Raw genomic sequence first — 26009 nt, forward strand, 5'->3', positions numbered from 1 at the left:
CGATCAGCCCTCCGCGCACCGGTCGGCCATGCGCGTGGAGGAGCCGCGCCGCTCGCTCCAGCCCTGGAGGTTCGACTCCGCGCAGCCGCATGCGCCGGGCTCGGCGTGCAAAGACCCCGGCATGCAGCCCTGCGGGGTCCGTCGTATCCCGCAGGGAGTAGGTGACGCCGGTGCGGGGAGCGGCAAGGGCAGCCGTGGACATGCCGTACACGCCATCGAGGTGACGCTCCCTCACATAGTGTCTGGAACAAGGGAGGTGAGGACCATCGATGCGCCGGAAGCTCTCCATGGCTCCACACAACGGACTTAAGGTGTGCCAATCAGACACCACCCCCGAGGGAGCCTGACATGGACCCGATCACGGCAGCAGCCCTGACGGCACTGGCCGGAACCGTCGGTGGCGAAGCCGGCCGCCAGACGTGGCAAGGGCTCACCGCGCTGGTGAGACGTCCGTTCCGGCGCGGTGCCGCGCCGGGTGCGGCACCGGGCGGTTCGCCCGCGATCAGCTCGGGCGAGCTGGAGCTCGTGGACCTGGAGAACAGTCCCGCCGATCCGTTGCGCGCCCAGGCGCTGGCGACGGCGCTGGGCGTGCGGGCGGCCATGGACGACGAGTTCCGCGCGCTGCTCGAGGAGTGGTGGCAGCAGGCCCGGAGCGGCTCGGGTGGTGACGTGCACACCAACAGCATCAGTGGAGGGACCCAGAACGCCCCGTTCCTTCAGGGCAGGGACTTCTCCGGCGGCCTCACCTTCAACATGTCGCAGACCGACGACCGCTGACGGCCGGGGGCGGGGCGGCGGTCGAGCGGGACAGCCACCATAGGGCGCTTCACCGGGATTTCCAGGACCCACGCCTCGTCGGCGGTCTACTGTCGGACCCGCCGCACTGCCCACCGTGGGCAACTGAGGAGGACCCCTGTGTCATCGCCCTGCGACCCCCAGCACGCTCCCGCCGGCGATGTCGGCACGGCGCTCATGATGATCGACTCCCGGCTCAAGTGCATCCACGACGGCAAGTCCGGTTCCGACCCAGAACAGCAGGAGTTGGTCAACCAGTTCGCCGCGTCCCTGGGGCCCCAGGGAACCAAGGACCTGCTGGACGGTGCCTGCACGCTCATCTTCATGTTCATGAAGTGGCTGCGGATGACCCACGAACAGCACGACAAGGACGTCATCGAGTACGTGGTGCCCACCCTTGTGGCCACGATGCGCATGATGCCCCGGAGCTGCCCCTCCGAGGTCATCCCCACCATGGCGGGCCTCGTCATCGCCGCGGGCACCGGTCTGAGCCCCAACCTGTGGCGCAAGCAGTACGGGCACTGGACCGACGAAGAGATGACTCCTCTCGAAGTCACCGCCTTCCTGCTCGCGGAACACATCAACCGCATCGCCGACGACCCCGACTTCGCCACCCGCATGATCACCGAGGCTCTGTCCGGCGTGGACGAGAACTGACGTCGGGACGCGGGTGGCGAAGTCGGGGCCGTCGTAGTGGCTACTTCGGGTCGTGGTTGAACTTCGCGGTCGCCCAGAAGTAGCCGAGGGCCACCAGGCCGACGCTCCAGGCGAGGGTGAGCCATCCGTTGTTGCCGATCTCACTGCCGAGCAGCAGGCCGCGCAGGGTTTCGATGGCGGGGGTGAAGGGCTGGTACTCGGCGACCGGCTGGAACCAGCCGGGCATGGTGTCGACGGGGATGAAGGCGCTGGACAGGAGGGGCAGCAGGACCATGGGCAGTGCGTTGTTGCTGGCGGCCTCGGCGTTGGGGCTGACGAGGCCCATACCGACGGCGACCCAGGTGAGTGCGGTGGCAAAGAGTACGAGCAGTGCGAGTGCCGCCAGCCACTCCAGGGGGGTCGCGTCGGTGGAGCGGAAGCCGATGGCGACGGCTACGGCGCCGACGAGGATCACGCTCATGACCGCTTGCAGGACACTCCCGATGACGTGTCCGACGAGCACGGAGCCGCGGTGGATCGCCATGGTGCGGAAGCGGGCGATGATGCCTTCGGTCATGTCGGTGGAGACGGACACGGCGGTTCCGACGACGGTGCTGCCGATGGTCATGAGGAGAATCCCCGGGACGATGTAGGCGATGTACTGGGCGCGGTCCGCGCCGCCGCCTCCGATGCCCGCGCTCATGACGTCGCCGAAGATGTAGACGAACAGCAGGAGCAGCACGACCGGGGTGAGCAGGAGGTTCAGGGTGAGGGAGGGGTAGCGCCGGGCGTGCAGCAGGTTGCGGCGGAGCATGGTGCCGGAGTCGCGTGCGGCAAGGGTCAGGGCGCTCATCGGACTGTCTCCTTGGGCTGGTCGGGGATGCCTGCTGCGCTGGTGAGGGCGAAGAACACGTCGTCGAGGTCGGGGGTGTGCACGGTCAGTTCGTCGGCCTCGATGCCGGCGGAGTCGAGGCGGTCGAGGATGGTGCGCAGCTCGCGCTGGCTGCCGTCGCTGGGGATCTGCAGTGACAGCGCCTCGTCGTCGCTGGTGGCGTCGTGGAGGGTGGCTGCGGCGCTCCGGTGTGCGGCCGGGTCGGTGAAGCGGAGGCGGATGTGTCCGCCGGGGATGAGCTGTTTCAGTTCCTTGGCGGTGCCTTCGGCGGCGATCTTCCCGTTGTTGAGTACGGCGATGCGGTCGGCGAGCTCGTCGGCTTCTTCGAGGTACTGGGTGGTGAGGAGGACGGTGACGCCGTCGGCCACCAGCTCGCGGATGATGTTCCACATGGTGTGGCGGCTGCGGGGGTCGAGGCCGGTGGTGGGTTCGTCGAGGAAGATGATCCGCGGGTCGCCGACCAGGGTCATGGCGATGTCGAGGCGGCGCTTCATGCCGCCCGAGTAGCTGGAGGCCGGCTTCTTCGCAGCGTCGGTGAGGTCGAAGCGCGCCAGGAGTTCGGCGGCGACCCGCCGCCCCTCGCCGCGGGAGAGGTGGTGCAGGTCCGCCATGAGGAGCATGTTCTCCTGGCCGGTGATCAGGCCGTCGACGGCGGAGAACTGACCGGTGACGCCGATCGCGGCCCGCACGGCCTGTGGTGATGTGGCGAGGTCGTGACCACCGACTCGGATGCCACCGGGGGCGGCAGCGGGACCGGAGACGGACCCATCGGTGTCGGCGCCGGCTGTCGGGGCGTCGGCGGCGATGAGGGTGGAGAGGATCTTGACGGCGGTGGTCTTGCCCGCGCCGTTCGGGCCGAGCAGCGCGAAGACCGTTGCTTCGGGGACAGCCAGGTCGATCCCGTCGAGGACGACCTTGTCACCGTACGACTTGCGCAGCCCGTTCGCCGCGATGGCCAGGTTGGTCATGACAGTTGCTCCTCAGAGGCTGCGGGCGACGATGTCGCCGTGGGCGGTGGTCGCGCGGATCTTCAGGGCGGCGGCAGCGCCGTCGGTGTTCTTGAGCGCGTTCTCGATCCGGCCGTAGGTGGTGCCGGCGTCCAGGGAGGCGGAGACTCCGCGGGCGGCGCCGACCGACACGTCGCCGGACACGGTGCGCAGTACGACCGCGCCGTGCAGGGCCTCGGCGATCCGGAGGTCGCCCTTCTGGGCGCTGATCTCCGCGGGGCCGCGCAGGAGGCCGACCGAGACGTCGCCGGCGAGGAGGGTGAGGCGGGCGCTCGCGGCCTCGTCGAGCTTGACCGAGCCCTGCGCGCCCTCGAAGGTGACGTCGCCGAGCCGTCCGACGCCCCGGAGTTCGGCGTCGGCCGCCTTCACCTCGATGCGGGAGTCGGCGGGCAACTGGACGGTCACCTCGACGGATCCCGAGCTGCCGAGGATCCGGTTCTTCGCCGGTGAGGCCGCGATCCGCAGGACTCCGTCGCCGTACTCGACCGCGATCCGCTCCGCGGCCTGCACGTCGCGGCCCTTCGAGGCGTCCGCGGGCACGACCTCGACCGTGGTGTCGGCCCGGTCGGCGGCGATGAACCGGATGCGTCCCGCGGGGATGTCGAGGACGGCCGAGACGGGGGCGGGGGTGTCGAACTTCTGCATCGCGTTCTCCTTCTTCTCCCTCGGGCGCTTCTCCCGCCCGCTGTTTCTGATAGTGGAAACGCTACGTTGTGTTCAGATAACTGACAACGTACTCGTTGCATAAGAATGCCATTTCTGCAGCTCAAAGCACTGAGATCGTTGCAATGGAATTGAAGTCAACGCAACAACACCACTCCGATCGTTGCAATGAATTGGAGATGAACGCTATGCTCGACACACCGCAGACCACGAAGGAGATCCCGATGCCGGGAGGCAGGCTCACCCAGCAGGAACGTCAGCAGATCGCGCTGGGACTGGCCGACGGCCTGGCCTACGCGGAGATCGCCAGACGCCTCGACCGTCCGACCTCGACGGTCACGCGCGAGGTGATGCGCAACGGCGGCCCCACCGCGTACCGGGCCGAGCTCGCCCACCGCGCCACCGAACGCCGCACCCACCGGCGCAGGCAGGCCGCGCCCCGGGAGTCGGAGGCGCCCGCGCAGGCCCACGGACGCGACGCCGAGGCGGTGCGCGAGTACGAGGAGATCTTCACCACCGCCCTCATACAGTCGGGCACGCCCAAGATGATGGCCCGGGTGATGACCTGCCTCTACACCGCGGACTCGGGCAGCCTCACCGCGTCCGAACTCGTCCAGCGCCTCCAGGTCAGCCCGGCTTCCATCTCCAAGGCGGTCGCGTTCCTCGACAGCCAGGGCCTCGTGCGCCGGGAACGCGACGGACGCCGCCGCGAGCGCTACGTCGTCGATGACGACATCTGGTACCAGTCGATGATCTCCAGCGCCCGGTCAACCGCCCAGATCGTCGAGACCGCACGGCAGGGCGTCGGCGTCCTCGGCCCCGACACCCCGGCGGGCGTCCGCCTCGAAAACATCGCCCGCTTCCTCGACTTCGTCACCGAGAGCCTCATCCGCTCCGCGGAGCAGGCCCGCGAAGTGCTCCACACGAAACCCGAGACCACCCCGGACAGCACTGGGACCAGCACTGCGGACACGACTGCGAAGGGCACCGCCTGACGGGACCCCAGGCACGACGGGAGCGAACAGCGCCGCCAGACGCTGTCAGACGCCGGCTCCGCCGAAGCGCTCGCGGTAGGCGGTCAGATCGTCCTCGGTGATCTTCGCGAAGAGCACCGGCGGCACGGTGAACGGCGTGCCGGCCGGGACAGCGGCCAGGGACCTCGCCTGTTCCGCGGTCACCCAGGTCGCGGTGTCGCTCTCCAGGGTGAAGGCCCCGCGCATCGCGGCGGCCGAGGCCGGGATCAGCGGTTCGGAGACGATCGCGTAGAGGTGGATGAGGTTCATCGCCGTGCGCAGGGTCAGCGCCGCGGCCTCCGGGTCCGTCCTGATCTCCAGCCAGGGGGCCTTCTCCTCCAGGTAGGAGTTGCCCGCCGACCACAGGGCCCGCAGCGCGGCAGCGGCCTTGCGGTACTGGAGCGCCTCCATGTGCTCCTCGTACTCGGCCAGCAGCCGCGCGGCCTCGTCGCCCAGCCGCGCTTCCGGCTCACCGGCGGGGCTGCCGGACGGGACCTCGTCGCCGAACCGCTTGCGGGAGAAGGAGAGCACGCGGTTGACGAAGTTGCCGAGGGTGTCGGCCAGGTCCTTGTTGACCGTGGCGGCGAAGTGCTCCCAGGTGAAGGAGGAGTCGTCGGACTCGGGGGCGTTGGCGATCAGAAAGTAGCGCCAGTAGTCCGCCGGCAGCGTCTCCAGCGCCGCGTCGGTGAAGATGCCGCGCTGCTGGGAGGTGGAGAACTTGCCGCCGTAGTACGTGAGCCAGTTGAAGCCCTTGACGACGTCGACCTTCTTCCACGGCTCGCGGACACCGAGCTCCGTGGCCGGGAACATCACCGTGTGGAACGGGACGTTGTCCTTGGCCATGAACTGCGTGTAGTGGACGGTGTCGTCGGCCTCGTACCACCACGACTTCCAGTCGCGGGTCTCACCGCCCGTCGCGGCGTCCGACCACTCCATCGTCGCGCCGATGTACTCGATCGGGGCGTCGAACCAGACGTAGAAGACCTTGCCCTCGGCCGCGAGCTCCGGCCAGGTGTCGGCCGGGACCGGGACGCCCCAGTCCAGGTCGCGGGTGATGGCACGGTCGTGGAGGCCCTCGGTCAGCCACTTGCGGGCGATGGACGAGGACAGCTGCGGCCACTGGTCCTCGTGCCGGGCCACCCACGCTTCCACCTCGTGCTGGAGCCTGGACTGCAGCAGGAACAGGTGCGTGGTCTCGCGGGCCTCCAGCTCCGTCGAGCCGCTGATCGCCGAGCGCGGGTTCAGCAGGTCCGTCGGGTCGAGCACGCGGGTGCAGTTCTCGCACTGGTCACCGCGGGCCTTGTCGTAGCCGCAGTGCGGGCAGGTGCCCTCGACGTAACGGTCCGGCAGGAAGCGGCCGTCGACCGGCGAGTACACCTGGCGGATCGCCCGTTCCTCGATGAAACCGTTCTCGTACAGCTTCCGCGCGAAGTGCTGGGTGATCCCGGCGTTCTGCCGCGAGGAGCTGCGTCCGAAGTGGTCGAAGGCGAGCTGGAAGCCGTCGTAGACCGCCTTCTGCGCGTCGTGGGCCTGCGCGCAGAACTCCGCCACCGGCAGCCCCGCCGCCTTGGCCGCCAGCTCGGCCGGCGTCCCGTGCTCGTCGGTCGCGCAGATGTAGAGGACGTCGTGGCCGCGCCGGCGGAGGTACCGGGAGTACACGTCCGCCGGAAGCATCGACCCGACCATGTTGCCCAGGTGCTTGATCCCGTTGATGTAGGGAAGCGCGCTGGTTACCAGGTGTCGAGCCATCCTCGGATGCTCCATTTCGTGCGTACGGCGCCGGTGACGGTGCCGCGGCGGACCCAGGTCGGGAGGGTGCGGCGGACTCGACCGCCCAGGCCACTCAACCGCGTCACGCGTCGTGACGGCCGGATCCGCGAGGCGCGGCAATCGTATGGCACCCGGCTGCCACCCCGGCGAGCGATTTCTGTCCGTTGACGGCTGTTCAGAGCTGCTGAGGAGGACGGCTCCGAGAGCGGCCGCAGCAGGAACGCGCGCGGCTCAGCCGTCGGCGGCGATGCGGTCCAGCCACTCGCCCAGCAGATGCTGCTCCGCGCCGCTGAGAACCGTCTGTTCGGGCATCGCCGCGCGCAGGGCGCGGGCGGCACCGGCCGGGCCGGCGTCCTGCACGGCCGGCTCCTCGTTGGTCACCGCGGCGACCATGGACTCCCGGAGCGTCGTCAACAGGGCCGGGTCGCGCCGGTCTTCGGGCAGGGACAGCCAGGTGAGCACCGCGCCGCGCGCCGTGGCGTGGATGAGCATCGCCGCGAGTTCCTCGTCTACGCGGAGCCAGCCCCCGGCGGCCAGGCGCCGGATGCGCCCCATGAGGATCTCCAGGCCGGCCCTGAAGGCCGCCGACGTGGGCCTCGTGGGCTCGCTGTACATCAGCGTGAACAACGCGGGGTTGGCCAGTCCGAACTCGACCGCCAGATCCCATCCGCCCCTCAGGTCCTCGATGAGGTCCGGCGGGTCGGGATCCACGTGCTTGGTCGCGAGGAACCTGGTGAAGCCGTACTCGGCCACCGCGTCGAGCAGCCCGCCCTTGTCACCGAACATGCGGTAGATGGCCGGCGGCTGCACGCCCGCCGCGACGGCGACCGCGCGGGTGGTGACGGCGTCGCGGCCCTCGCGCGCCAGCAGGTCGGCCGCGGCCTCGATGATCCGCCGGCGGGGCTCCGCCGAGGCAGCACCGCCGACAGCGGCCGCGGCCTCGCCGGTGTCGTTGTCGCGTGAACGTGGTGACATATATCGATGATACAGCTCAGATGATTCCACCGATAATTCCAGTGTTACGGTAGTTATGTTTCCACTGGAACTAGAGCGCTGGAGCACATCGTGATCATCGTGACCGGAGCCACCGGAAAGCTCGGACGCCAAATCGTCGAGAGGCTGCTGACGCGCCTACCGGCCGAACAGGTCGGCATCAGCGTCCGCGACCCGGAGAAGGCAAAGGAGTTCGCCGACCGCGGCGTACGCGTGCGCCGGGGCAGCTTCACCGACACCGCCGGCCTGGCCCACGCCTTCGAGGGCGCCTCCCAGGTGCTCATCGTCTCCGTCGACAAGATGGGCGACGAGTGCGTGCGGCAGCACCGCCTCGCGATCGACGGGGCCGTCGCGGCAGGCGCCCGGCGCATCCTCTACACCAGCCAGATGGGCGCGCGCCACGACTCGCGCTTCCAGGCCTGCCGCGACCATGCCGCCACCGAGGACGCGCTGCGCGCATCCGGCGTGCCGTTCACCTCGCTGCGGAACGGGTTCTACGCCGCCAGCGCGATGCAGTTCGCCGCCCACGGCATCGAGTCCGGCGAGATCGTGCTCCCCGCGGACGGGCCGGTCACCTGGACCACGCATGCCGACCTCGCCGACGCGGCTGCCGCGATCCTGGCCGACGAGGGCCGCTTCGACGGGCCCACGCCGCCGCTCACCGCGGCGCAGGCGTTCACGTTCGACGACATCGCAGGCATCGCCGGCGACATCACGGGCCGCACCATCACCAGGACCACCGCACCCGACGCCGAGTTCCGGGAGCAGCTGATGGGCCGGGGCGCTCCCGCCGAGACCGCGGAGCAGTTGCTCGGCGTCTTCACGGCCGCCCGCGCCGGTGAGTTCTCCGCCGTCGACCCGACACTGGCCGCCCTGATCGGGCGCGAACCCCTCTCCATGAGCGGCGTGCTGCACGAGCAGCTGTCCAGCGACAACAGCGGCCGGTAGGGACGAAAACCCCTATGCGCGGGCGGTGGTGACGCAGACTCATGTGGGCTAGGGGACAGGCACGGAGGGCCGGAACGGTCCGTCCAGGGCTGCCCACTGGAGCAGCATGACGGTCTTGGCATCGGCGATGTCCCCGCTGCGGATCATCGCGAGCGCCTCGTCGAAGGGGAGTTCCACGGTGGCGATGTCCTCGCCCTCCTCCGCGACCCCGTGCCCGTCGGTCACCGTCGTCACGGGATCGTAGGGAGCGGCGTAGAAGTGCAGGCGCTCGGTGACCGACCCCGGGCTCATGTAGACGGTGAACACCGGCTCGGGGGCTCCGATGACGTGCCCGGTCTCCTCGGCCGCCTCCCTGCGGATGGCCTCCTCCGGGGCGTCACCGTCCAGCAGCCCGGCGGCGGCCTCGATCAGCATCCCGTCGGGGTGCCCGTTCACGTACGCGGGCAGGCGGAACTGGCGGGTCAGCAGCACGGTACGACGCTCGGCGTTGTGGAGCAGGACCGTGGCGCCGTCGCCCCGGTCGTACGTCTCGCGCTGCTCCCGGCTCCAATGCCCGTCGCTGTGCTGGTAGTCGAAGGTCGTCCTGCGCAGGACGTACCAGTCGCAGGAGAGGACGTCCACGTCCCTGACACGCACCCGCGGGTTCCCGGTCAGGTCCCGGCCATGGCGGTCCAGGCCCGTGCGCCCGCGCCGGTCCGGGGTGTCCAGGCCGGCGGTCACCGCGCGGCCGGGATGTCGTCGATGCCGGTGTAGACGTCCAGGCCCAGGCTCTGGGCCGTCGTCACCATCCGGTCCGCGCCCTCCGAGGGGCCTCCGATGCGCAGTACGGCGTCGCAGCGCGCCAGCAGGCGTTCGGCGACGGGGTGGAAGATCTCCTGGAAGACCGGATCGCCCGGCCCCGTGCTCCCCGCGGCCTCCACCAGGGGAAGGGCCAGGGCCTCGCCGGTGAGCGGCAGGTGGCCGGCGCGGAAGAGTTCCAGTGCGGTCAGGTTCATCGCGCGCACATGGGCGTCGAGCTTGGCGGGGTCGTCCCCGGTCCCCGCACGGTAGGGGCCGGCGACAAGGATCATCAGGGGGCGCGGGACGGCGGTCATGACGGGTGCTCCTCGCGGTGGGGTCCGGGTTCGGGGCAGGAGCTCGGGACCGGGTGGGAACCGGGCTCGGCCGGGGTCAGGCCAGGGTGGTGCGGACGCCCTCGTCGCGCAGGGCCGTGAGGGTCTGGGGACCGTTGGGGTGGGTGGCCGGGTCCTCGGCCGCGGCGTCGGTGACGAAGTCGTCGACCGCGCCCAGCGGGGCGACCTGGCTGAACGCGCGCACCCCGAGCTTGGTCGCGTCCGCCACCGCGATGGTCCGCGCGGCTCCCGCGAGCGCGGCCTGCTTGACCGCCGCGTCGTCCAGCGAGAACTCCGACCACCCGTACTCGGCGTGCACGCCGCCGATGGACAGCACGAAGCAGTCGAAGGCCAGCGCCTCCAGCGTGCGCAGGGCCAGCGGGCCGACGAGGGACCGCTCACCGGGACGGGACCGGCCGCCCACGACCAGCAGGTCGATCCCGGGCCGGTCCGCCAGGCTCACCGCGGCCTGCAGGCTGAGGACCGCCACCGTCAGCGGGGCGCGTTCCGCGAGGTGCTCCGCGACGTGGACGGTGGTGGTGCCCGCGTCCAGCAGCACCCTGGAACCCGGCTCCACCATCGCGGCCACCGCCGCTCCGAGCCGGTCCTTGGTCGCGGCCTGCCACGGCTCGCGCGCCGAGAACCCCGCCCCTTCCTCGCGGGACCGCGTGGCGACGGCGCCTCCGTGCACCCGGCGCACCAGCCCCTGACGCTCAAGTGCGTCGAGGTCCCTGCGCACGGTCATTTCGGAGACCCCCAGGCGATGCGAGAGCTCCGACACGGAGACCCGGTCGGAGCCCTGCACCAGCCGGAGAGTCAGGTCCAGACGATGAGCGATACCCATGGCCCATTTCTAACACAGCCATGTTTGTTTGAACATTTTTGTGTGTGATTTCTCGGCCGGGCGCGGCCCCGCCGGGTGTGCTTCTCGTCAGCCGGTGAGGTGGGCGACCGTCGGGGCCACCGCGCCGAAGAGGTCCGCGACGGCGACCTGGAGCGTGACGGCGGGCAGTACGCCGCCGTCGGGGGCGGGCAGGGAACGGGTGGCGGTGACCTCGGGCCGAGCGGGGCAGCACAGGGCCGAGCGGCGCGGCGCGGCGCGGACAGAGCTCTGGCCGATACTCGCCGCCCCCGCTGATGAGCATGCGCCCGGCCTCCGCGCGAGCACCTGCGAAGTGACGGCCGGGCAGCCGTAAACCCCTTGTTTCGGGTGGAGTTCGGGGATTATCTACGCGCGGAGCTACGGGTGTCGAACGATCATTCGGGCAATTCCGACAGGTTCCCGCCTGGCTATTACCGACTGGTACCGGAAGCTGCTAGAACAGGTGACGCTCCATCAACCCCCCACCCACCCCCCACACTTCGGAGGGCTGACAGCTATGTCAGTACGGAGATTCTGGGCGTCCGCATCCACTCTGCTCCTCGCCGCCGCGGCCGCTCTGGGCATGGCCCAGCCGGCCTCGGCATCCTCTTCCGCCGCCGCCGGCGGTTACGTCGCCCTGGGCGACTCGTACTCGTCCGGTGTCGGCGCGGGAGACTACCTCTCCGACAGCGGTGACTGCCGGCGCAGCACCCACGCCTACGCCTACCTCTGGGCGGCGGCGAACTCGCCTTCCTCGTTCGACTTCGTCGCCTGTTCGGGCGCCACGTCAAGCTCGGTGGCGAGCAGCCAGCTCGGCCCGCTGAGCTCGTCCACCTCGCTGGTCAGCGTGACGGCGGGCGGCAATGACGTCGGGTTCGCCAGTGTCATGCAGGACTGCGTGCTGTCCGGCGAGGCGGCCTGCCTCGCCAGCGTGAACTCCGCCGTCTCGCAGATGAACAGTTCACTGCCGGCCGGTCTCAGCTCGCTCTACGGGTCCATCCACTCCAAGGCCCCGCAGGCGCATGTCGTGGTGCTCGGCTACCCGCGCTTCTACCAGATCGGCGGAAGCTGCATCGCCGGGCTCACGGAGGCGGAGCGCACGGCCATCAACAACGCGTCCGACGTGTTGAACGGTGTCATCGCCAAGCAGGCCGCCAACGCCGGATTCACCTTCTCCGGCGTCGCGGACGAGTTCACCGGGCACGAGCTGTGCTCCGGCGACCCGTGGCTCCACAGCGTCTCGATCCCCATCGAGAACTCGTATCACCCCAAGGCCGAGGGACAGTCGGGCGGCTACCTGCCCGCCTTCAGCTCAGCCGCGTAGGACCACGGGAAGCAGCGGCGCGGCAACGGCTCAGGAGCCCCGGCTCCGAGGCCCTGCCGCACCGCTGCCGTGCTCCCCCTCGCGCTGCCCCCGTCGCTCCCCGCGCCCCCGCGCTCTGCCGCCGTGCTCAGTACCGCTCGACGAGATGTTCCCGGCCCGCCGGGGGCTCGTACGGCTCGGGCCAGAAGTCGGTGATCTCGCTGATCCGCCCCTCCGCGTCGAACGAGAAGAAGTGGATGGCGGGCAGCTCCTGCGCGCCGACCGTGAACCGCGTCCGGACCGCCACCTGCTGTCCGTCCCGGTCGGCCACTATCCGCTCGACCCGCACCCGCCACTCCCCCGGGTACTCCCGGTTGAAGCTGACGTACCGCTCCTTGCCGCGAATGCGCTCGCGGGTCTGCGGCAGGTCGTACAGCACCTCGTCGGCGAGCGTCGCCGCGAAGGTGTCCCAGTCGCGGAGGTCGGCAGCGGTCCAGTAGGTCTCGACCGTGGCACGCAGATCAGCAGTCGTGGTCATGCCCCGAGTCTGAACCCCGCCACTGACAATCGCCCTGACCTGGGACAAGCGGGCCTCACCGCCCGCCCCGGGGAAGCCGTTCCGGCCGGGTCGCCTTGATCGAGTACATCAGCGGGACGCGCGGCCGCTCCGCCGGGAAGCGGTAGCAGCCGTCCGGCTGACGCTCCAGCGCGGGAAAGCGCGCGAAGAGCGAGGCGTCGTGCTCGTGCAGGAACTCGATCCGCAGCCCCGCCGCGGCCAGGGCCGAGACCACACTGCCCACCGGGTGCTGCCATTCGACGCTGCGGTTGTGGACGGTCGGCGCGTCGAAGTCCGCGTACGTGCCCGGCGTCTCGTCCACCCAGGCGTCGCGGCTGAAGTAGTCGTGCACGATCCGCGAGCCGGTCGCGTCGTCGAGGCAGTCGGTGAGCGGGTGGAACTCCGCCAGGTAGAGGAAGCCCCCGGGCGCGACGAGCGAGGCCGCCGTCTCGGCCCAGCGGTCGATGTCGGGCAGCCAGTTCAGCGCGCCGACGCCGGTGTAGACGATGTCGTACGAGGAGTCCGGCACGGCCTCCGCCGCGTCGTGGACGTCGGCGGCGACGAACGCCGCCCGGTCCGGGGGCAGGCCGAGGTCCCGGGCGAGCGAGCGGGCGGTCTCGACGGCCGGCTCGGAGAAGTCGAGGCCGACGACCTGGACGGCGCCGTGCCGGGCCCAGGAGAGGGTGTCGAGCCCGATGTGGCACTGGAGGTGGAGCAGCGACCGGCCCGTCACGTCCCCGACCTCCGCCAGCTCGAAGGCGCGCAGGGAGTCCTTGCCCGCGCGGAAGGCGTCCAGGTCGTAGAAGTCACTGCCGGTATGGATGGGCACACGTTCATCCCACATCGCACGGTTGGCCTCGCGCCAGTCGGCGGGTATCGGTGCATGCATGTCCGCGAGGTTATCCACAGGCTGCGGACGGAGCGAACAGATTGTCGGCGGCCCGGCGCAGAATGGGGGGCATGACTGAGACCACTGGTTCGACGACCGATTCCGTTCCGGAGTGGGAGCAGCGTTTCCGGGCTCCCCGGGTGTCCCTGCCCGACTGGGCGGAGGACGCGCCGGACCGCGCCCTGTTCGTCTCCAACGCGACGGGGACGTACGAGCTGTACTCCTGGGACCGGGCCACCGGTGAGCAGCGCCAGGTGACCGACCGGCCGAACGGGACGACGGACGGCGCGCTGACGCCGGACGGCGAGGCCATCTGGTGGTTCAACGACACCGACGGCGACGAGTTCGGGGTGTGGATGCGCCGGCCGTTCCCCGGCGGCGAGGGCGATGCCGGGGCCGCGGAGGACGAGCCGGCGACGCCCGGCCTGGAGCCTTCTTACCCGGCCGGGCTCGCGATCGGCCGGGACGGCACCGCGGTGGTAGGCCGTTCGACGGACGAGGACGGGACGACGGTCCACGTCGTACGGCCCGGGGCGGCGCCCGTCGAGATCTACCGCCACCGTGAGTCGGCCGGGGTGGGTGACCTGTCGCACGACGGGACGCTGATCGCGCTGGAGCACACCGAGCACGGTGACGCGATGCACTCCGCGCTGCGGGTGGTGCGGCCGGACGGCACCGCGGTCGCCGAGCTGGACGACACCGAGGGGGGCACGAAGGAGCTCGGCCTCGCCGTTCTCGGCTTCGCCCCGGTGGCGGGCGACACCCGGCTGCTGGTCGGGCATCAGCGGCGCGGCCGCTGGGAGCCGATGATCTGGGACCCGGTCGCGGGCACCGAGACGGACCTCGCCATCGAGCTGCCGGGCGATGTGGGCGCCGAGTGGTATCCGGACGGCTCCGCGCTGCTGATCGAGCACGGCTTCGAGGCCCGCAGCGAGCTGTGGCGGTACGAGCCGGCGGCGGGCGACGGCACCCTGGTGCGGGTGGAGACGCCCACCGGTTCGGTCTCCGGGGCCACCGCCCGCCCGGACGGCACGGTGGAGTACCTCTGGTCGTCGGCCGCGGAGCCGCCCGTCGTCCGGTCCACGACCGGTGCGGTGGTGCTCGATCCGCCGGGTGCGAAGGCTCCGCGGTCGGTGCCGGTCGAGGACGTGTGGGTGGAGGGGCCCGGGGGCCGGGTCCACGCGCTCGTCCAGCGTCCCGCGGCCCCGGCCGAGGGGCCGTTCCCGACCGTCTTCGAGATCCACGGCGGCCCGACCTGGCACGACAGCGACGCCTTCGCGGGCGGGCCCGCCGCCTGGGTGGACCACGGCTACGCGGTCGTCCGGGTCAACTACCGCGGCTCGACCGGCTACGGGCGGGCCTGGACGGACGCGCTCAAGCACCGGATCGGCCTGATCGAGCTGGAGGACATCGCGGCGGTGCGGGAGTGGGCGGTCAAGTCCGGCCTCGCGGACCCGGCGAGGCTGGTCCTGGCCGGCGGTTCATGGGGCGGCTATCTGACCCTGCTCGGCCTGGGTACGCAGCCCGGCGACTGGGCCGTGGGCCTGGCCGCCGTCCCGGTCGCGGACTACGTCACGGCGTACCACGACGAGATGGAGGCCCTGAAGGCGATGGACCGCACCCTGCTGGGCGGGACGCCGGAGGAAGTGCCCGAGCGCTTCGAGGCCTCGTCGCCCCTGACGTACGTCGACGCCGTGCGGGCCCCGGTCTACATCTCGGCGGGCGTCAACGACCCGCGCTGCCCGATCCGCCAGGTGGAGAACTACGTGGAGCGGCTGAAGGACCGCGAAGCGGTGCACGAGGTGTACCGCTACGACGCGGGTCATGGCTCGCTCGTCGTGGAGGAGCGGATCAAGCAGGTGCGCCTGGAGCTCGACTTCGCCGCCCGCCACTTGGGAACGCCGGGCCCGGCCGGGACGGATCAGACCGTGTAGGGGCCGGATAAAGGGCCCCGCCACGGGTGCCCCCGCTCCGGACCGCCGGAGCGGGGACCGTACCGTGGAGGGGTGTACCGGTTCCTGCTGACCCCGCGATGGTGGGGGATCAACCTCTTCGTCGTGCTGGCCATCCCGTTCTGCGTGTTCATGGGCACGTGGCAGCTCGGCCGCTTCGAGGACCGCGTGCAGACGCACGAGGCCGCCGACAAGCAGCCCGCCCCGGGCACGCGCACCGCCAAGCCGCTCGACGAGCTGCTGCCCGTCGACACGGTCACCTCCGGCCGTCCCGCCACCGCGACCGGCCGGTACGCCGACCAGTTCCTGGTGCCCGGCCGGAAGCTGGACGACCGGACCGGCTTCTACGTCGTGGGCATGCTGCGCACCGACAGCGGCAAGGCGCTGCCCGTGGTGCGGGGCTGGCTGCCCGGTAAGGCCGGACACACCTCGGTGCCGGCAGCGCCGACCGGTGACGTCACCGTGACCGGCGACCTCCAGGCCTCGGAGAGCTCGGCCACCGCGGGAGTCGACGCGACGGGCGGGCTTCCGGACGGCCAGGTCGGCATGATCAGCGCCGCGTCGCTCGTCAACCTCGTGCCGTACGACGTGTACGACGCATGGGTGACGCTCCAGAAGACCGACGCCGGCCCCGGTGACGCGGGTGCGGGCACGGGCACAGGCGCGGGCGCGGCCTCCGGTGCCGGTGACGCCAAGGGCGCCGCTGCCCTGCGCCCCGTACCGGCTACCGCCGCACAGGGCACCGGGCTCGACCTGAAGGCCTTCCAGAATCTGGGCTACCTGTGCGAGTGGTTCGTCTTCGCGGCGTTCGTGCTCTTCATGTGGTTCCGGCTGGTCCGGCGCGAGGTCGAGGCCGTCCGGGACCTGCGACTGGGCCTCGTCGCGGACGCGGACGCGCCCTCGGGCCCGGACGCGGACACAAGCTCGGACGACACCGACACCGACACCAGGACCGAGACCGACGCCGGCACAACCACCGCCACGGGCCGCTGAACGCCGGGCGCCAGCGCCAGCACGTCACAACCGGGCCTGCTCAGGCCCGGGGCAAGGCCCGCACGCACGGCCCGCCCCATTCCCACACCTCTTACGACGACGGCTCCAGCGCGCCCGTCCGGTAGATCGTGCCCGCACAGGCGTTGGCGATCTTCGTCTCGGCGACCGGCGCCCCCGGTTCCGGGGTGTGCTGCACGGAGACGCTGCCCTGCACCGTCACCGGGCCGTCCTCGCTGCCGAACTGCGTCTCCGTACCCGTTTCGGTGTCCCCGGTCCCGCTGCCCGAACTGGACCCGGACAGGCCCCCGGCGCTGCCGTCCGCGCCCTCCGTCGGGCTCGGGGAAGGTGAGCTGCCGGTGGTCGGGCAGGTGTCCCCGGGGACCCAGGCGAACTGCACCTCGTACGCCATCTCCGGCTTGAGCAGCACCGTCGCCTCCTCCTGGGCGGGATCGGGCAGTCCGGACGCCGCGTCCCCCTGGGTGTGCCGGACGACCACGATCCTGGCCGGGTCCGCCGCGCCCATCGCCTGGAAGCCCACCGTGCCGCCGCTGCTCACCGAGCAGTTCTTGCCGGAGACATTGGCGATCCGGAACGTTCCGTACACCGTGCCGTCGGCACCGGCCGCGCCCGTGCTGGCCGAGGCGACCCCGAGCTGGTCGGGCGAGCAGGTCGGCATACCGGCCGCCGCGCTGGCCCGGGGGTCGGCCGAACCGCCGGCCACCGTGCCCGCCACGCCCTGGCCGCTGCTGGCGGACGGGCTGGCCGAGGTATCGGGGACACCGTCACCGGCGTCGTCCTGCCCTTCGCTCCCACCGCCGCCGTTCGCACCGCCGGAGCCCGGACCGGGCTGCTCGCCGCTGCCGCCCTGCGCCTGCGCGCCGTGACCGGCGATCGCGGGGCTGGCGGTGCTCGATCCCTCGGAGTTCGCCACATGGACGAAGGCGGGGATCGCGGTGCCGATGAGCAGGGCCGCCGCCGCCGCGCCGACGAGCGCCTGCCGCCGCCGGGCCCGCCGGGCGGGCACCGCGCGGTAGAGGTGGTCGAGGCTGCCGTCGCGGGGTTCAAGGCCCTGCACGGCGCCGCGCATCATCCGACGCAGCGCGTCCTCGTCGACATCCGCACCGTCGTCGTGGGAGCCGAACCCTGATCCGGAGCCACTGCCACTGGCACTGCCGAAGAGGTCGATCGGCCGACCGGCCCCGCCGGGTTCCGTGCCGGGTTCCGTATCGCGGTCCGTGCCCGGGGTGCTGTCCGGCCCGTGATTCACAATTCCGTTTCCAGTCCGGTCAATCCGATGTCCGAATGAGGGCCCGTGCCGGTGTCCGCTCTCGCCTTCGTGCCCGTGCTCGTGGCCTTCGCGCCGGCTCATGCCTGCGCCTCCATCACCACGCGCAGCGCCGCGATTCCGCGGGAGCCGTACGCCTTCACCGAGCCCAGGGATATCCCGAGGGTCGTGGCGACTTGCGCCTCGGTCATGTCCGCGAAGTAGCGCAGCACGAGTACCTCCCGCTGGCGCCGTTGCAGCCCCCGCATCGCCTTGATCAGGGCGTCCCGCTCCAGTTGGTCGTACGCGCCCTCCTCCGCGCTCGCCATGTCCGGCATGGGCTTGGAGAGCAGCTTCAGCCCGAGGATGCGGCGACGCAGCGCGGAGCGGGAGAGGTTGACGACGGTCTGGCGCAGGTACGCCAGTGTCTTCTCGGGCTCCCGTACCCGGTTGCGCGCCGAGTGCACGCGTATGAACGCCTCTTGCACGACGTCCTCACAGGACGCCGTGTCGTCCAGCAGCAGGGCCGCGAGGCCGAGCAGCGAACGGTAGTGGGCGCGATAGGTTTCGGTGAGATGGTCAACTGTAGTTCCGGCTGCCACGCTGTCGTCAGCGCCCTCGCGCTGTGACGGCAGCCCTGTCGGGCGCGTAGCGGGCATGGGCGCGATCACCGGCATACCGCCGGGCGCGCGGGGCCGTCTGAGCGGTCGCACCGAAGCGCCGCGCAAGGGGCCCACCACTGTGATATCGAGTACCTCTGCCACGCCAGTTGGACACGTTTCCCCCCGTCAGGGTTGTACGCATACGGCACCGCGTTTGACACCCTGCGATATGCCTTCATACGTAACCGCTCTTCCCCAAATACCCCGAATGTGCGCCTCGCCGCGCAAGAAGTGACGGCTTAGACGCGCGCCGCCCGACCGGCGGTTGCAGCGGGCCGAAAGGTCATCGTCGGACACCGCGACACCCCAGCTCAAGAGGTTCAGACCAGCAACTTGCTCACAGGGCATTCACAGAGCGTACAAAACAGGTTCGATCAGACCTGGGAAATTCAGGACGCGGGGAATTCGGCCGCCACCGACTCGGCGATCTGCGCCACGTTCAGCGCGGCGCCCTTGCGGAGGTTGTCGCCGCAGACGAAGAGTTCCAGCGCTCTCGGCTCGTCCATCGACCGGCGGACCCGGCCGACCCAGGTCGGATCGGTGCCCACCACGTCGGACGGGGTCGGGAAGTCGCCCGCCCCGGGGCTGTCGTAGAGCACCACGCCGGGTGCGGTCGCCAGGATCTCGTGCGCCCGGTCGACCGTGACCTCGTTCTCGAAGCGGGCGTGCACGGACAAGGAGTGGGTGGCGATCACGGGGACGTACACGCAGGTCGCCGCCACACGCAGGCTCGGCAGATCGAGGATCTTGCGGCACTCGTCGCGGATCGCCAGTTCCTCTGACGACCAGCCGTCGCCGGCGTCCGTACCGGCCCACGGCACGACGTTGAGGGCGACTGGTGCGGCGAACGGGCCGCCGTCGCCGTCCCCCACGGCCCGGCGCACGTCGCCCGGCTTCGTGCCCAGTTCGGTGCCGGCCACCATCGTCAGCTGTTCGCGCAGTGCGGCGACGCCGTCGCGCCCGACTCCGCTGACGGCCTGGTACGAGGACACGACGAGTTCCCGCAGTCCGAACTCGGCGTGCAGCGCGCCGACCGCGACGATCAGTGCCAGCGTCGTGGAGTTCGGGCTCGCGATGATGCCGCGCGGTCTGATCCGGGCGGAGTGGGGGTTGATCTCGGGGACGACGAGCGGAACGTCGCCGTCCATCCGGAAGGCGGCGGAGTCGTCGATGACGACCGCGCCGCGGGACGCGGCGAGCGGTGCCCAGCGTGCGGCCACCTCGTCGGGCGCCAGGAACAGCGCGACGTCCACGTCGTCGAAGATGTCCTCGGAGAGTTCGAGGACCTCGGTCTCCTCACCGCGCACGACCAGCTTGCCGCCGGCCGAACGCGGCGAGGCGATCAGCTTCACCTCGCCCCAGACATCCGCGTGTTCCGAAAGGATCTGGAGCATGACGCCACCGATCGCCCCGGTCGCGCCGACGACCGCGAGCGAAGGGCGGCGTGTGGTCATCGTCCGGTGCCCCCGTACACGACTGCCTCGTCGGAGTCGCTGTCGAGGCCGAAGGCGGAGTGCACGGCGCGCACGGCCTCGATGACGTCGTCGGCGCGGGTGACCACCGAGATGCGGATCTCGGAGGTCGAGATCAGCTCGATGTTCACGCCCGCGTCGGACAGTGCCTCGAAGAAGCCCGCGGTGACGCCCGGGTTGGTCTTCATGCCGGCGCCGACCAGGGAGATCTTGGCGATCTGGTCGTCGTAGCGCAGCGATTCGAAGCCGATGGCACCGCGGCTGCGCTCCAGGGCGTCGATGGCCTTGCGGCCCTCGGACTTCGGGAGCGTGAACGAGATGTCGGTCAGACCGGTCGACGCGGCGGAGACGTTCTGCACCACCATGTCGATGTTGACCTCGGCGTTGGCGATCGTACGGAAGATCGCGGCGGCCTCGCCCGGCTTGTCGGGCACCCCGACGACGGTGACCTTGGCCTCGGAGACGTCATGGGCGACTCCGGAGATGATCGCGTGCTCCACCTGCTGGTCCCCTAGCGGCTCGTTGCTGACCCAGGTTCCGCGCAGTCCCGAGAAGGACGAGCGTACGTGGATCGGAATGTTGTAGCGGCGTGCGTATTCCACGCACCGGTGCAGCAGCACCTTGGAGCCGGACGCGGCCAGCTCCAGCATGTCCTCGAAGGAGATCCAGTCGATCTTCCGGGCCTTCTTGACGACCCGCGGGTCGGCGGTGAAGACACCGTCCACATCGGTGTAGATCTCACAGACCTCGGCGTCCAGCGCGGCGGCGAGGGCCACCGCGGTGGTGTCGGACCCGCCGCGACCCAGGGTGGTGATGTTCTTGCCCTCCTGGCTCACCCCCTGGAACCCGGCGACGATGGCGATGTTGCCCTCGTCGATCGAGGTCCGGATGCGGCCCGGCGTGACATCGATGATCCGCGCTTTGTTGTGGACCGAGTCGGTGATGACACCGGCCTGGCTACCGGTGAACGACTGGGCCTCGTGGCCCAGGTTCTTGATCGCCATGGCCAGCAGCGCCATGGAGATCCGCTCTCCGGCGGTCAGCAGCATGTCGAACTCGCGCCCGGCGGGCATCGGTGACACCTGCTCCGCGAGATCTATCAGCTCGTCCGTCGTGTCGCCCATCGCCGACACCACGACAACCACCTGGTTGCCGTTCTTCTTGGCATCGACGACTCGCTTGGCGACGCGCTTGATGCCCTCGGCATCGGCTACGGAGGAACCCCCGTACTTCTGCACGACAAGGCCCACGTGCGCTCCTCGCTCAATCCATTGCTGTCGGCTCAGTTTAACGAGCAGTCCGGAAACGCCTCGCCGATATCACATGCTGAGATGTCCCGCTCACCACGTGATCATAGGCGCGTCGTTCCGAACTGCTCGTACGAGGCTGCTGCCCGCCGATCGTCCGGGCACTCCCTTATGTGTCCCAGCCCACACACCCGGCACCGGGGTGCACGGCCCCGTGGGCTACGGGTTGCCGACCAGCTGGACGGGGCCCTTCAGGGTGTTCGGGGTGCAGCCGGGGCCCGACAGGGTCAGCCGCTCCTTCGTGCCGACCACGGAGAGCGGGCCCGTCAGCGAGGTGCCGCAGATCTGAACCGTACGCGCGCCGACCGCCTGGACGGGCCCGGTGATCTCGGCGCCCCTCGCCACCAGGCTCGCGCCCGCGCCGACCACGACGGGGCCGGTCAGCTTCGTGCCGTCCAGGCAGGTGACGCCGGAGGATATGACCAGCGGTCCGGTGTGCTTGCCGGTCACCGTCTTCGTGCAGGCGGGGGCGGCGGCGACACGGGCCCGGTAGTCGAGGGCGTACGCGAGCTTGCCGGGCTTCGCGTCGGAGATCGGGGCGCCGAGCTTCCCGAACTCGCCGCCGGTCGGCTTCTTGCCGTTGTTCCACTCCGCCATCCGGCCGAGCTCGTCGGCGGTGCGGCCGTCGGCGATGACGGTGTCGCCGGGCGTCGCCGACATCCCCTCCGAGGCGGTGCGGATCGCGGAGAGGTACGGGGCGGGGGCGGTCAGGTCGTACGTGCCGAGGTCGACGCGCTCACGCAGCCAGGTGCCCCACTGGAACTCCAGGAACTCCGCGGCGCCGGCGGGCGCCTGGTAGCCGATGTCACGGGTGAAGTAGACGAGGCTGCGGTAGCGGTCGTCGTGGAAGTGGGCGAGCCCGAGGTGCTGGGGAAGCTGGTCCGTGGTGAGGGGCCGGTTGTTCTCGTCACGCAGCCAGACCCACTTCTTCTCCTGCATGGTCTTCCAGAACGCGGCGGTGGAGAGCCCGCTCAGGTTGTCCACGACGCGCAGCCTGATGTGCGTCCTCGGACCGCCGTCGGGCGCCTCCAGGAACGACGTCAGGGAGTGGTGCCCGTCGGTGAGGTACAGGAGACCGCCGGGCCCGACGACGACCGTCTTCATCGCGGCGCGGGTCTCGGCCGTCTCCTCGCCGAGGGGGACGGTGCAGGTGAAGCTCGACGCGTCGGAGAGCTTGGCGCCGGGCCGCACGCTCGCGGCCTTCTCCTGGCCGTTGGTCTCGCACCAGTCGTCGAACCGCTTGTTGAGGCCGCCGTTCGCCTCGTCCTTGGTGCCGGTGTAGCGGCCCAGCTTGTAGTAGATCTGGTCGAAGCCCACGGTGGGCTGGGTGGGACGCAGCTGGTCCAGGGTGACATCGAGCAGCTCCCCGGCCCGGGGGCTCCCGGCCGTCGAGCCGGCCACGCCGCCCGCCGCCGCGGCCGTACCACCACCCGCGAGCACCCCGCCCAGCACCACCGCACCCGCGGCGAGACCCGCCCCCAGACGGCGCAGGCGAGGGGCGAGGGGCTGGGGCTGGGTACGGACTGAGCCGGTCATACGGTCTCCACGTGTCTGCGGGGCGGGGCGGGGCGCTGCGTGGGGTGCGCCGAGGATCGCGCACATCTATTCATCCCTACCCGCCCCGACCGGTAACCCCCGGCCGTCGCGCGGGTGTCGGCAGGGTGAACGCCGGCGACGACGGCTCAGCCGCCCGTCCTCGGCCCCGGCACGACCGGGCGCCCCGCGGCCGCCCGCAGCCCGGCCACCCTCGCCGCGACGTCCGTACGCTGCCGGGGACGGGCCAGGAACGTGTCCGGGATGTCGCCGGGGAGGCCGGGGCTACTCGCGCCGGTCGGCCAATCCGGGTTCGACGACCCAGCGGCTCGGATGCCCGGTGATCTCGGCGATCCGGTCGTAGTCCTCGTCGTAGTGGAGGACGGTGACGCGGTGGCGCTTCGCGGTCGACGCGATCAGCAGATCCGCGAGCGAGAACGCGCGGTGGTTGCCGTTGGCCACCGCCGCGCGTTGGGTGTCCAGCACGGTGTCCCACACCTCATCGGGGCACGGCAGGTGATCGAATCCCGACATCCAGCGGTCCAGCCGCTTCGCATCAGCGACGCCACGGGCCGAGTGCATCGCCTCCACCCGGACCGCAGCGGACATGCACAACAGCCCCCGGTCTCTCAGCGGGTCCAGCATCTTGGCAACCACGGGCTGCTTCCAGCGGGCAAAGGCCGACTTGTCCAGCAGGTATCGCTCGCTCACGCCGCCGACGTCTCCTGTCCGGGTCCACCCGGCACGTCCGGCATGAAGTCGATCTCGCCGGACTTGATCGCGTCGCTGAATTCCTCGCGCCGCAGCCGCTTCGCCGCGTCCTCCACGGCTGCCGTAATCGCCTGCTCGTCCGTCTCCACCCCGTACTTCTCACGGGCATCGGCGACGAACGCCTCGTCGATCCGAACTGTGTACCGGGCCATGTCCGGCCCCCTTTCAGCGCACGGAATCACGGGACCACCTCCACGATAGGTCGATGTCCACGGGATGACAGTTGCTGCGGGGCCGCGCTCAGCCGCCCGTCCTCGGCCCCGGCACGACCGGGCGCCCCGCGGCCGCCCGCAGCCCGGCCACCCTCGCCGCGACGTCCGTACGCTGCCGGGGACGGGCCAGGAACGTGTCCGGGATGTCGCCCGTCGCCCCGTTCGCCTCGTCCCGGTCGATGTCCGCGCGGCAGTCCACGCAGACTCCGTCCACGAGCGTGGTGGTGCTCTCGTCCTCGTCGCAGAAGGCGCACATCTCCAGCGCCGCCACGATGGTCTCTTCCACTTCCCGGAACTTGTTCTTCTTCGGCTGCGGTACGGGCGGCATCTTGTTCTCCAGTCGAGTACGGAGGAAGGCTCCGGCGGAATGCACGGAAGCCGGCAGTCCTGACACCAGCGCCTGGCTGACCTGCTCACGGCCCAGCCCGCGCGCCAGCCACTCCTGCACCAGCGGTTCCAGGGCGACGCATTCACCCTCGGAGAGCTGGAGCCTCGGCTCCCTGCTCCCGAGCCCGGCGAGCACGTCGTACGCCTCCGAGCGCGCGGCCGGAACGCCCGGCTCGGGCTCGGCGGAAGGCACCTCGTCCGGTGCCGGGGGCTGTCCCGGAGCGTCCACGCCCCGGATGTACCGGATGTACCGCGTCCACCAGGTGGCGTCGCGGGCCGTGCGGGCGAAGAACGTACGCGTCACCCAGCGCAGCCCGCTGCCCTCCACGGCGATCTGCACCTTGATCCGCCGCAGGTGCCCGGTCCTGGTCAGCCGGTCCAGCGCACTGCGGCACGCCTGCTGCCCGTAGTCGGGCAGCTCCTCCGCCAGCACCTTGTAGCCGATCGCGGCACCCTCGGGCAGCCGGTCGATGTACGCGGCGATGGCCGCTTCCCGCGTGGGCAGATGTGCGAAGTCGGCCGCGCCGCGCGGGGCTTCGTCGGGGACGTGCCGCTTGCCGTAACCGGCTTTGGCCATGCGGTGGGCGGGCGCGCGCAGGGCAGCACTAACATGGGCGGAAGTCATGTGGATCGAGTCTCTCTAGTCGTCGATCTATCAGGACGAGATCCCGGTTGGTGTTGGCTCACCGCCGGGATCGTCCGTTTTACGGACTGTTACACCGAACCTAGAGCGTGCACACGCTGTGACGCAAGCCGATCACCGAAAGTCATCCTCCCAGGTGATACGCGGGACTTGGGAGGGTGGGTGGGTTCAACCTCACCACCCATTCCTACAGAAAGAAGCTCGGACTTCGAGGCTCGCGGCTCGGGGCTCAAGCCTCGGGCCGACCTGCGGAGATGCGGCCCTACGCCACCGCGAAGGCGACGAACGCCGCCCAAGGCCCGGCGGGGATGGTCAGTTCGGGGCCGCCGGTGGACAGCTTGGAGTCGCGGACGTGTATCGCGGTGGGGCAGGGGGCGACCTGAACGCAGCTGCCGCCCTCGGAGTCGCTGTACGTGGACGTGCGCCACGACAGCGCGGCTTCGACGCAGTCCCCGCCTTCGGAGTTGCTGTAACTCGATTTGAACCAGCGCCGCTTGTCGCTCATATCCCGTCCGCCATCCGCTCGATGAAGCCAGCCGACTCCGCGCCCCCCAGAGCCTCCATGCGGATCATGCTAAGCCGCTCGGTCGTGTTGCTGACGAGGTCGGGGTCCGCGGTGAGCCGACTATCGAACTGCCCCTCACCAAAGGCAAGTCGCTCGTGGTCCCAGGTCTCAAGCAGCACCACAGGTCCCAGTAGCGCGGCGGGAATCGCTCGGGCGAAGGGAAGCACCTGAACCGACACGTTGCACAGCCGCCCCAGCTTCACCACCTGCAAGAGCTGTTCCCTGTCCACGTGGGGACCGCGCAGCGCGGCCTCGTAGACGATGAAGCTCAGGGCAACGAGTGGCCTTCTGTACAGGATCTCCTGACGCTCCATCCGGGCAGCCACGCGCGCCTCGACGGTCTCCTCGTCAAGGGGCGGCGAGTGGTTGCCGATCAGTCCGCGAGCGTAGCGCTCCGTCTGCAAGAGCCCCGGCACGAGAACGGTTTCGTACGACCAGCGAGTGCGGGCCTCACTTTCCCGCCCCATGAAGTCCTGCGCCCGCGCGGGAAACTTCTCCCGCCGCAGGAAGTCCTTAGCGGCGCTCAGCAGCCCCTCCGCCCTGAGTAACACATCCGCCACATCCAGCAACTGCGGCGTCGGCATCCGTACGCCCTGCTCCATCGACTTGATCGTGTCCGGGGCGTACTTCGCCGCCGCGCCCAACTCCTCCCGGCTGACGCCCGCCCGGGTGCGCCAGCGTTTCAGCTGGTCACCGCAGTAGCGCCACGTCGCGGGGGGCGGGTCCTGAGCTGACACAGCAGCCACCTCCAAGGGGTACACAGCACCGCGTATCGCAGTGGTCACTACCGAGCGTAGCCACTTCACCGG

The 26009-nt window shown here is 70.5% G+C and carries 28 protein-coding genes; 7 read left to right on the forward strand and 21 right to left on the reverse strand.

Annotated elements, in window-relative coordinates:
• The first annotated feature begins 348 nt into the window (after window positions 1–348).
• Both ACIQM0_RS26730 and ACIQM0_RS26735 read left to right on the forward strand, forming a co-directional pair.
• Entirely contained in the window at window positions 349–777 is a 429-nt protein-coding gene (locus ACIQM0_RS26730; protein WP_401291126.1) for a hypothetical protein, read from the forward strand.
• A gap of 138 nt (window positions 778–915) precedes the next feature.
• Window positions 916–1452 carry a hypothetical protein gene (locus ACIQM0_RS26735; RefSeq protein ID WP_401291129.1) on the forward strand — a complete coding sequence of 179 codons (537 nt, stop codon included), beginning with the start codon at window positions 916–918 and terminating at the stop codon, window positions 1450–1452.
• 40 nt (window positions 1453–1492) lie between these two features.
• Here ACIQM0_RS26735 and ACIQM0_RS26740 read toward each other — a convergent pair whose 3' ends face one another.
• From ACIQM0_RS26740 to ACIQM0_RS26750, 3 genes are read right to left on the reverse strand one after another with little or no spacing between them, the layout of a single operon-like run.
• Window positions 1493–2284, reverse strand: coding sequence for an ABC transporter permease (locus ACIQM0_RS26740; RefSeq protein ID WP_401291131.1), 792 nt, complete (start codon window positions 2282–2284; stop codon window positions 1493–1495).
• Window positions 2281–3291 (reverse strand): ATP-binding cassette domain-containing protein, encoded by a 1011-nt coding sequence (locus tag ACIQM0_RS26745; protein WP_401291134.1) that lies wholly within the window; start codon window positions 3289–3291, stop codon window positions 2281–2283. The genes ACIQM0_RS26740 and ACIQM0_RS26745 overlap by 4 nt, the downstream gene beginning before the upstream one ends.
• Window positions 3292–3303: 12 nt before the next feature.
• Entirely contained in the window at window positions 3304–3975 is a 672-nt protein-coding gene (locus tag ACIQM0_RS26750) for a DUF4097 family beta strand repeat-containing protein (RefSeq protein ID WP_401291137.1), read from the reverse strand.
• 242 nt (window positions 3976–4217) lie between these two features.
• On the opposite strand from ACIQM0_RS26750, the gene ACIQM0_RS26755 reads away from it, so the two are divergent.
• A complete protein-coding gene (locus tag ACIQM0_RS26755) occupies window positions 4218–4988 on the forward strand; it encodes a helix-turn-helix domain-containing protein (protein WP_401291356.1) in 771 nt (256 codons plus the stop codon).
• Window positions 4989–5033: 45 nt separating this feature from the next.
• Here ACIQM0_RS26755 and metG read toward each other — a convergent pair whose 3' ends face one another.
• Together metG and ACIQM0_RS26765 are read right to left on the reverse strand one after the other, a co-directional pair.
• On the reverse strand, window positions 5034–6755 hold the full coding sequence (gene metG, locus ACIQM0_RS26760; protein WP_401291140.1) for a methionine--tRNA ligase: 1722 nt from the start codon (window positions 6753–6755) through the stop codon (window positions 5034–5036).
• Between the two features lie 252 nt (window positions 6756–7007).
• On the reverse strand, window positions 7008–7751 hold the full coding sequence (locus ACIQM0_RS26765) for a TetR/AcrR family transcriptional regulator (protein WP_401291142.1): 744 nt from the start codon (window positions 7749–7751) through the stop codon (window positions 7008–7010).
• A 90-nt stretch (window positions 7752–7841) separates the two neighbouring features.
• Between ACIQM0_RS26765 and ACIQM0_RS26770 the strand changes: the two genes are divergently transcribed.
• The gene (locus ACIQM0_RS26770; RefSeq protein ID WP_401291144.1) at window positions 7842–8717 is read left to right on the forward strand and encodes an NAD(P)H-binding protein; all 876 of its coding nucleotides are present in this window, start codon (window positions 7842–7844) and stop codon (window positions 8715–8717) included.
• A gap of 48 nt (window positions 8718–8765) precedes the next feature.
• Here ACIQM0_RS26770 and ACIQM0_RS26775 read toward each other — a convergent pair whose 3' ends face one another.
• The 4 genes from ACIQM0_RS26775 to ACIQM0_RS26790 form a co-directional block, all read right to left on the reverse strand.
• A complete protein-coding gene (locus ACIQM0_RS26775) occupies window positions 8766–9437 on the reverse strand; it encodes an NUDIX domain-containing protein (RefSeq protein ID WP_401291146.1) in 672 nt (223 codons plus the stop codon).
• The gene (locus ACIQM0_RS26780; RefSeq protein ID WP_401291148.1) at window positions 9434–9811 is read right to left on the reverse strand and encodes a DUF4406 domain-containing protein; all 378 of its coding nucleotides are present in this window, start codon (window positions 9809–9811) and stop codon (window positions 9434–9436) included. The genes ACIQM0_RS26775 and ACIQM0_RS26780 overlap by 4 nt, the downstream gene beginning before the upstream one ends.
• 76 nt (window positions 9812–9887) lie before the next feature.
• Window positions 9888–10673: a DeoR/GlpR family DNA-binding transcription regulator gene (locus ACIQM0_RS26785; RefSeq protein WP_401291150.1), complete on the reverse strand. Its 786-nt coding sequence runs from the start codon at window positions 10671–10673 to the stop codon at window positions 9888–9890.
• Window positions 10674–10760: 87 nt separating this feature from the next.
• Window positions 10761–10997, reverse strand: a complete 237-nt coding sequence (locus ACIQM0_RS26790; protein ID WP_401291152.1) for a hypothetical protein — start codon at window positions 10995–10997, stop codon at window positions 10761–10763.
• Between the two features lie 211 nt (window positions 10998–11208).
• Here ACIQM0_RS26790 and ACIQM0_RS26795 point away from each other — a divergent pair, with 211 nt between their 5' ends.
• Window positions 11209–12015 carry an SGNH/GDSL hydrolase family protein gene (locus ACIQM0_RS26795; protein ID WP_401291155.1) on the forward strand — a complete coding sequence of 269 codons (807 nt, stop codon included), beginning with the start codon at window positions 11209–11211 and terminating at the stop codon, window positions 12013–12015.
• A 127-nt stretch (window positions 12016–12142) separates the two neighbouring features.
• Here the strand turns inward: ACIQM0_RS26795 and ACIQM0_RS26800 are convergent, their stop codons facing one another.
• Both ACIQM0_RS26800 and ACIQM0_RS26805 read right to left on the reverse strand, forming a co-directional pair.
• The gene (locus tag ACIQM0_RS26800) at window positions 12143–12532 is read right to left on the reverse strand and encodes a nuclear transport factor 2 family protein (protein ID WP_401291158.1); all 390 of its coding nucleotides are present in this window, start codon (window positions 12530–12532) and stop codon (window positions 12143–12145) included.
• Window positions 12533–12587: 55 nt separating this feature from the next.
• Window positions 12588–13439, reverse strand: a complete 852-nt coding sequence (locus ACIQM0_RS26805) for a class I SAM-dependent methyltransferase (RefSeq protein WP_401291160.1) — start codon at window positions 13437–13439, stop codon at window positions 12588–12590.
• A 71-nt stretch (window positions 13440–13510) separates the two neighbouring features.
• On the opposite strand from ACIQM0_RS26805, the gene ACIQM0_RS26810 reads away from it, so the two are divergent.
• Entirely contained in the window at window positions 13511–15373 is a 1863-nt protein-coding gene (locus tag ACIQM0_RS26810) for a S9 family peptidase (protein WP_401291163.1), read from the forward strand.
• A gap of 72 nt (window positions 15374–15445) precedes the next feature.
• Entirely contained in the window at window positions 15446–16384 is a 939-nt protein-coding gene (locus ACIQM0_RS26815) for an SURF1 family protein (protein WP_401291165.1), read from the forward strand.
• A gap of 91 nt (window positions 16385–16475) precedes the next feature.
• On the opposite strand, the gene ACIQM0_RS26820 is transcribed toward ACIQM0_RS26815, so the two are convergent.
• From ACIQM0_RS26820 to ACIQM0_RS26865, 10 genes are all read right to left on the reverse strand, one after another.
• Window positions 16476–17651, reverse strand: coding sequence for a hypothetical protein (locus tag ACIQM0_RS26820; RefSeq protein ID WP_401291168.1), 1176 nt, complete (start codon window positions 17649–17651; stop codon window positions 16476–16478).
• A 98-nt stretch (window positions 17652–17749) separates the two neighbouring features.
• Window positions 17750–18325: a SigE family RNA polymerase sigma factor gene (locus ACIQM0_RS26825; RefSeq protein WP_207319729.1), complete on the reverse strand. Its 576-nt coding sequence runs from the start codon at window positions 18323–18325 to the stop codon at window positions 17750–17752.
• Window positions 18326–18699: 374 nt separating this feature from the next.
• Entirely contained in the window at window positions 18700–19764 is a 1065-nt protein-coding gene (locus ACIQM0_RS26830; protein ID WP_363031112.1) for an aspartate-semialdehyde dehydrogenase, read from the reverse strand.
• A complete protein-coding gene (locus ACIQM0_RS26835) occupies window positions 19761–21032 on the reverse strand; it encodes an aspartate kinase (RefSeq protein ID WP_363031113.1) in 1272 nt (423 codons plus the stop codon). The genes ACIQM0_RS26830 and ACIQM0_RS26835 overlap by 4 nt, the downstream gene beginning before the upstream one ends.
• A gap of 216 nt (window positions 21033–21248) precedes the next feature.
• On the reverse strand, window positions 21249–22625 hold the full coding sequence (locus ACIQM0_RS26840; RefSeq protein ID WP_401291172.1) for a ParB/Srx family N-terminal domain-containing protein: 1377 nt from the start codon (window positions 22623–22625) through the stop codon (window positions 21249–21251).
• Between the two features lie 282 nt (window positions 22626–22907).
• The gene (locus ACIQM0_RS26845) at window positions 22908–23333 is read right to left on the reverse strand and encodes a PIN domain nuclease (protein WP_401291175.1); all 426 of its coding nucleotides are present in this window, start codon (window positions 23331–23333) and stop codon (window positions 22908–22910) included.
• Window positions 23330–23545, reverse strand: coding sequence for a hypothetical protein (locus tag ACIQM0_RS26850; protein WP_363031116.1), 216 nt, complete (start codon window positions 23543–23545; stop codon window positions 23330–23332). The genes ACIQM0_RS26845 and ACIQM0_RS26850 overlap by 4 nt, the downstream gene beginning before the upstream one ends.
• An 88-nt stretch (window positions 23546–23633) precedes the next feature.
• The gene (locus ACIQM0_RS26855) at window positions 23634–24569 is read right to left on the reverse strand and encodes a hypothetical protein (RefSeq protein WP_401291178.1); all 936 of its coding nucleotides are present in this window, start codon (window positions 24567–24569) and stop codon (window positions 23634–23636) included.
• A 328-nt stretch (window positions 24570–24897) separates the two neighbouring features.
• Entirely contained in the window at window positions 24898–25140 is a 243-nt protein-coding gene (locus ACIQM0_RS26860; protein ID WP_385352225.1) for a DUF397 domain-containing protein, read from the reverse strand.
• Window positions 25137–25937: a helix-turn-helix domain-containing protein gene (locus ACIQM0_RS26865; protein ID WP_401291180.1), complete on the reverse strand. Its 801-nt coding sequence runs from the start codon at window positions 25935–25937 to the stop codon at window positions 25137–25139. Before ACIQM0_RS26865 ends, ACIQM0_RS26860 begins: the two co-directional genes overlap by 4 nt.
• Window positions 25938–26009: the final 72 nt, after the last annotated feature.

This window comes from Streptomyces sp. NPDC091387 (assembly GCF_044756945.1).
Lineage (GTDB): Bacteria > Actinomycetota > Actinomycetes > Streptomycetales > Streptomycetaceae > Streptomyces.

Bases quoted from the DNA above. Each gene is read 5' to 3' on its own strand.
- ACIQM0_RS26805 (WP_401291160.1), bottom strand. From the start codon at position 13,439: ATGCATGCACCGATACCCGCCGACTGGCGCGAGGCCAACCGTGCGATG.
- ACIQM0_RS26825 (WP_207319729.1), bottom strand. From the start codon at position 18,325: ATGCCGGTGATCGCGCCCATGCCCGCTACGCGCCCGACAGGGCTGCCG.
- ACIQM0_RS26855 (WP_401291178.1), bottom strand. From the start codon at position 24,569: ATGGCCAAAGCCGGTTACGGCAAGCGGCACGTCCCCGACGAAGCCCCG.
- ACIQM0_RS26800 (WP_401291158.1), bottom strand. From the start codon at position 12,532: ATGACCACGACTGCTGATCTGCGTGCCACGGTCGAGACCTACTGGACC.
- ACIQM0_RS26745 (WP_401291134.1), bottom strand. From the start codon at position 3,291: ATGACCAACCTGGCCATCGCGGCGAACGGGCTGCGCAAGTCGTACGGT.
- ACIQM0_RS26840 (WP_401291172.1), bottom strand. From the start codon at position 22,625: ATGACCGGCTCAGTCCGTACCCAGCCCCAGCCCCTCGCCCCTCGCCTG.
- ACIQM0_RS26830 (WP_363031112.1), bottom strand. From the start codon at position 19,764: ATGACCACACGCCGCCCTTCGCTCGCGGTCGTCGGCGCGACCGGGGCG.
- ACIQM0_RS26780 (WP_401291148.1), bottom strand. From the start codon at position 9,811: ATGACCGCCGTCCCGCGCCCCCTGATGATCCTTGTCGCCGGCCCCTAC.
- ACIQM0_RS26850 (WP_363031116.1), bottom strand. From the start codon at position 23,545: ATGGCCCGGTACACAGTTCGGATCGACGAGGCGTTCGTCGCCGATGCC.
- ACIQM0_RS26765 (WP_401291142.1), bottom strand. From the start codon at position 7,751: ATGTCACCACGTTCACGCGACAACGACACCGGCGAGGCCGCGGCCGCT.
- ACIQM0_RS26860 (WP_385352225.1), bottom strand. From the start codon at position 25,140: ATGAGCGACAAGCGGCGCTGGTTCAAATCGAGTTACAGCAACTCCGAA.
- ACIQM0_RS26785 (WP_401291150.1), bottom strand. From the start codon at position 10,673: ATGGGTATCGCTCATCGTCTGGACCTGACTCTCCGGCTGGTGCAGGGC.
- ACIQM0_RS26755 (WP_401291356.1), top strand. From the start codon at position 4,218: ATGCCGGGAGGCAGGCTCACCCAGCAGGAACGTCAGCAGATCGCGCTG.
- ACIQM0_RS26730 (WP_401291126.1), top strand. From the start codon at position 349: ATGGACCCGATCACGGCAGCAGCCCTGACGGCACTGGCCGGAACCGTC.
- ACIQM0_RS26810 (WP_401291163.1), top strand. From the start codon at position 13,511: ATGACTGAGACCACTGGTTCGACGACCGATTCCGTTCCGGAGTGGGAG.
- ACIQM0_RS26750 (WP_401291137.1), bottom strand. From the start codon at position 3,975: ATGCAGAAGTTCGACACCCCCGCCCCCGTCTCGGCCGTCCTCGACATC.
- ACIQM0_RS26740 (WP_401291131.1), bottom strand. From the start codon at position 2,284: ATGAGCGCCCTGACCCTTGCCGCACGCGACTCCGGCACCATGCTCCGC.
- metG (WP_401291140.1), bottom strand. From the start codon at position 6,755: ATGGCTCGACACCTGGTAACCAGCGCGCTTCCCTACATCAACGGGATC.
- ACIQM0_RS26795 (WP_401291155.1), top strand. From the start codon at position 11,209: ATGTCAGTACGGAGATTCTGGGCGTCCGCATCCACTCTGCTCCTCGCC.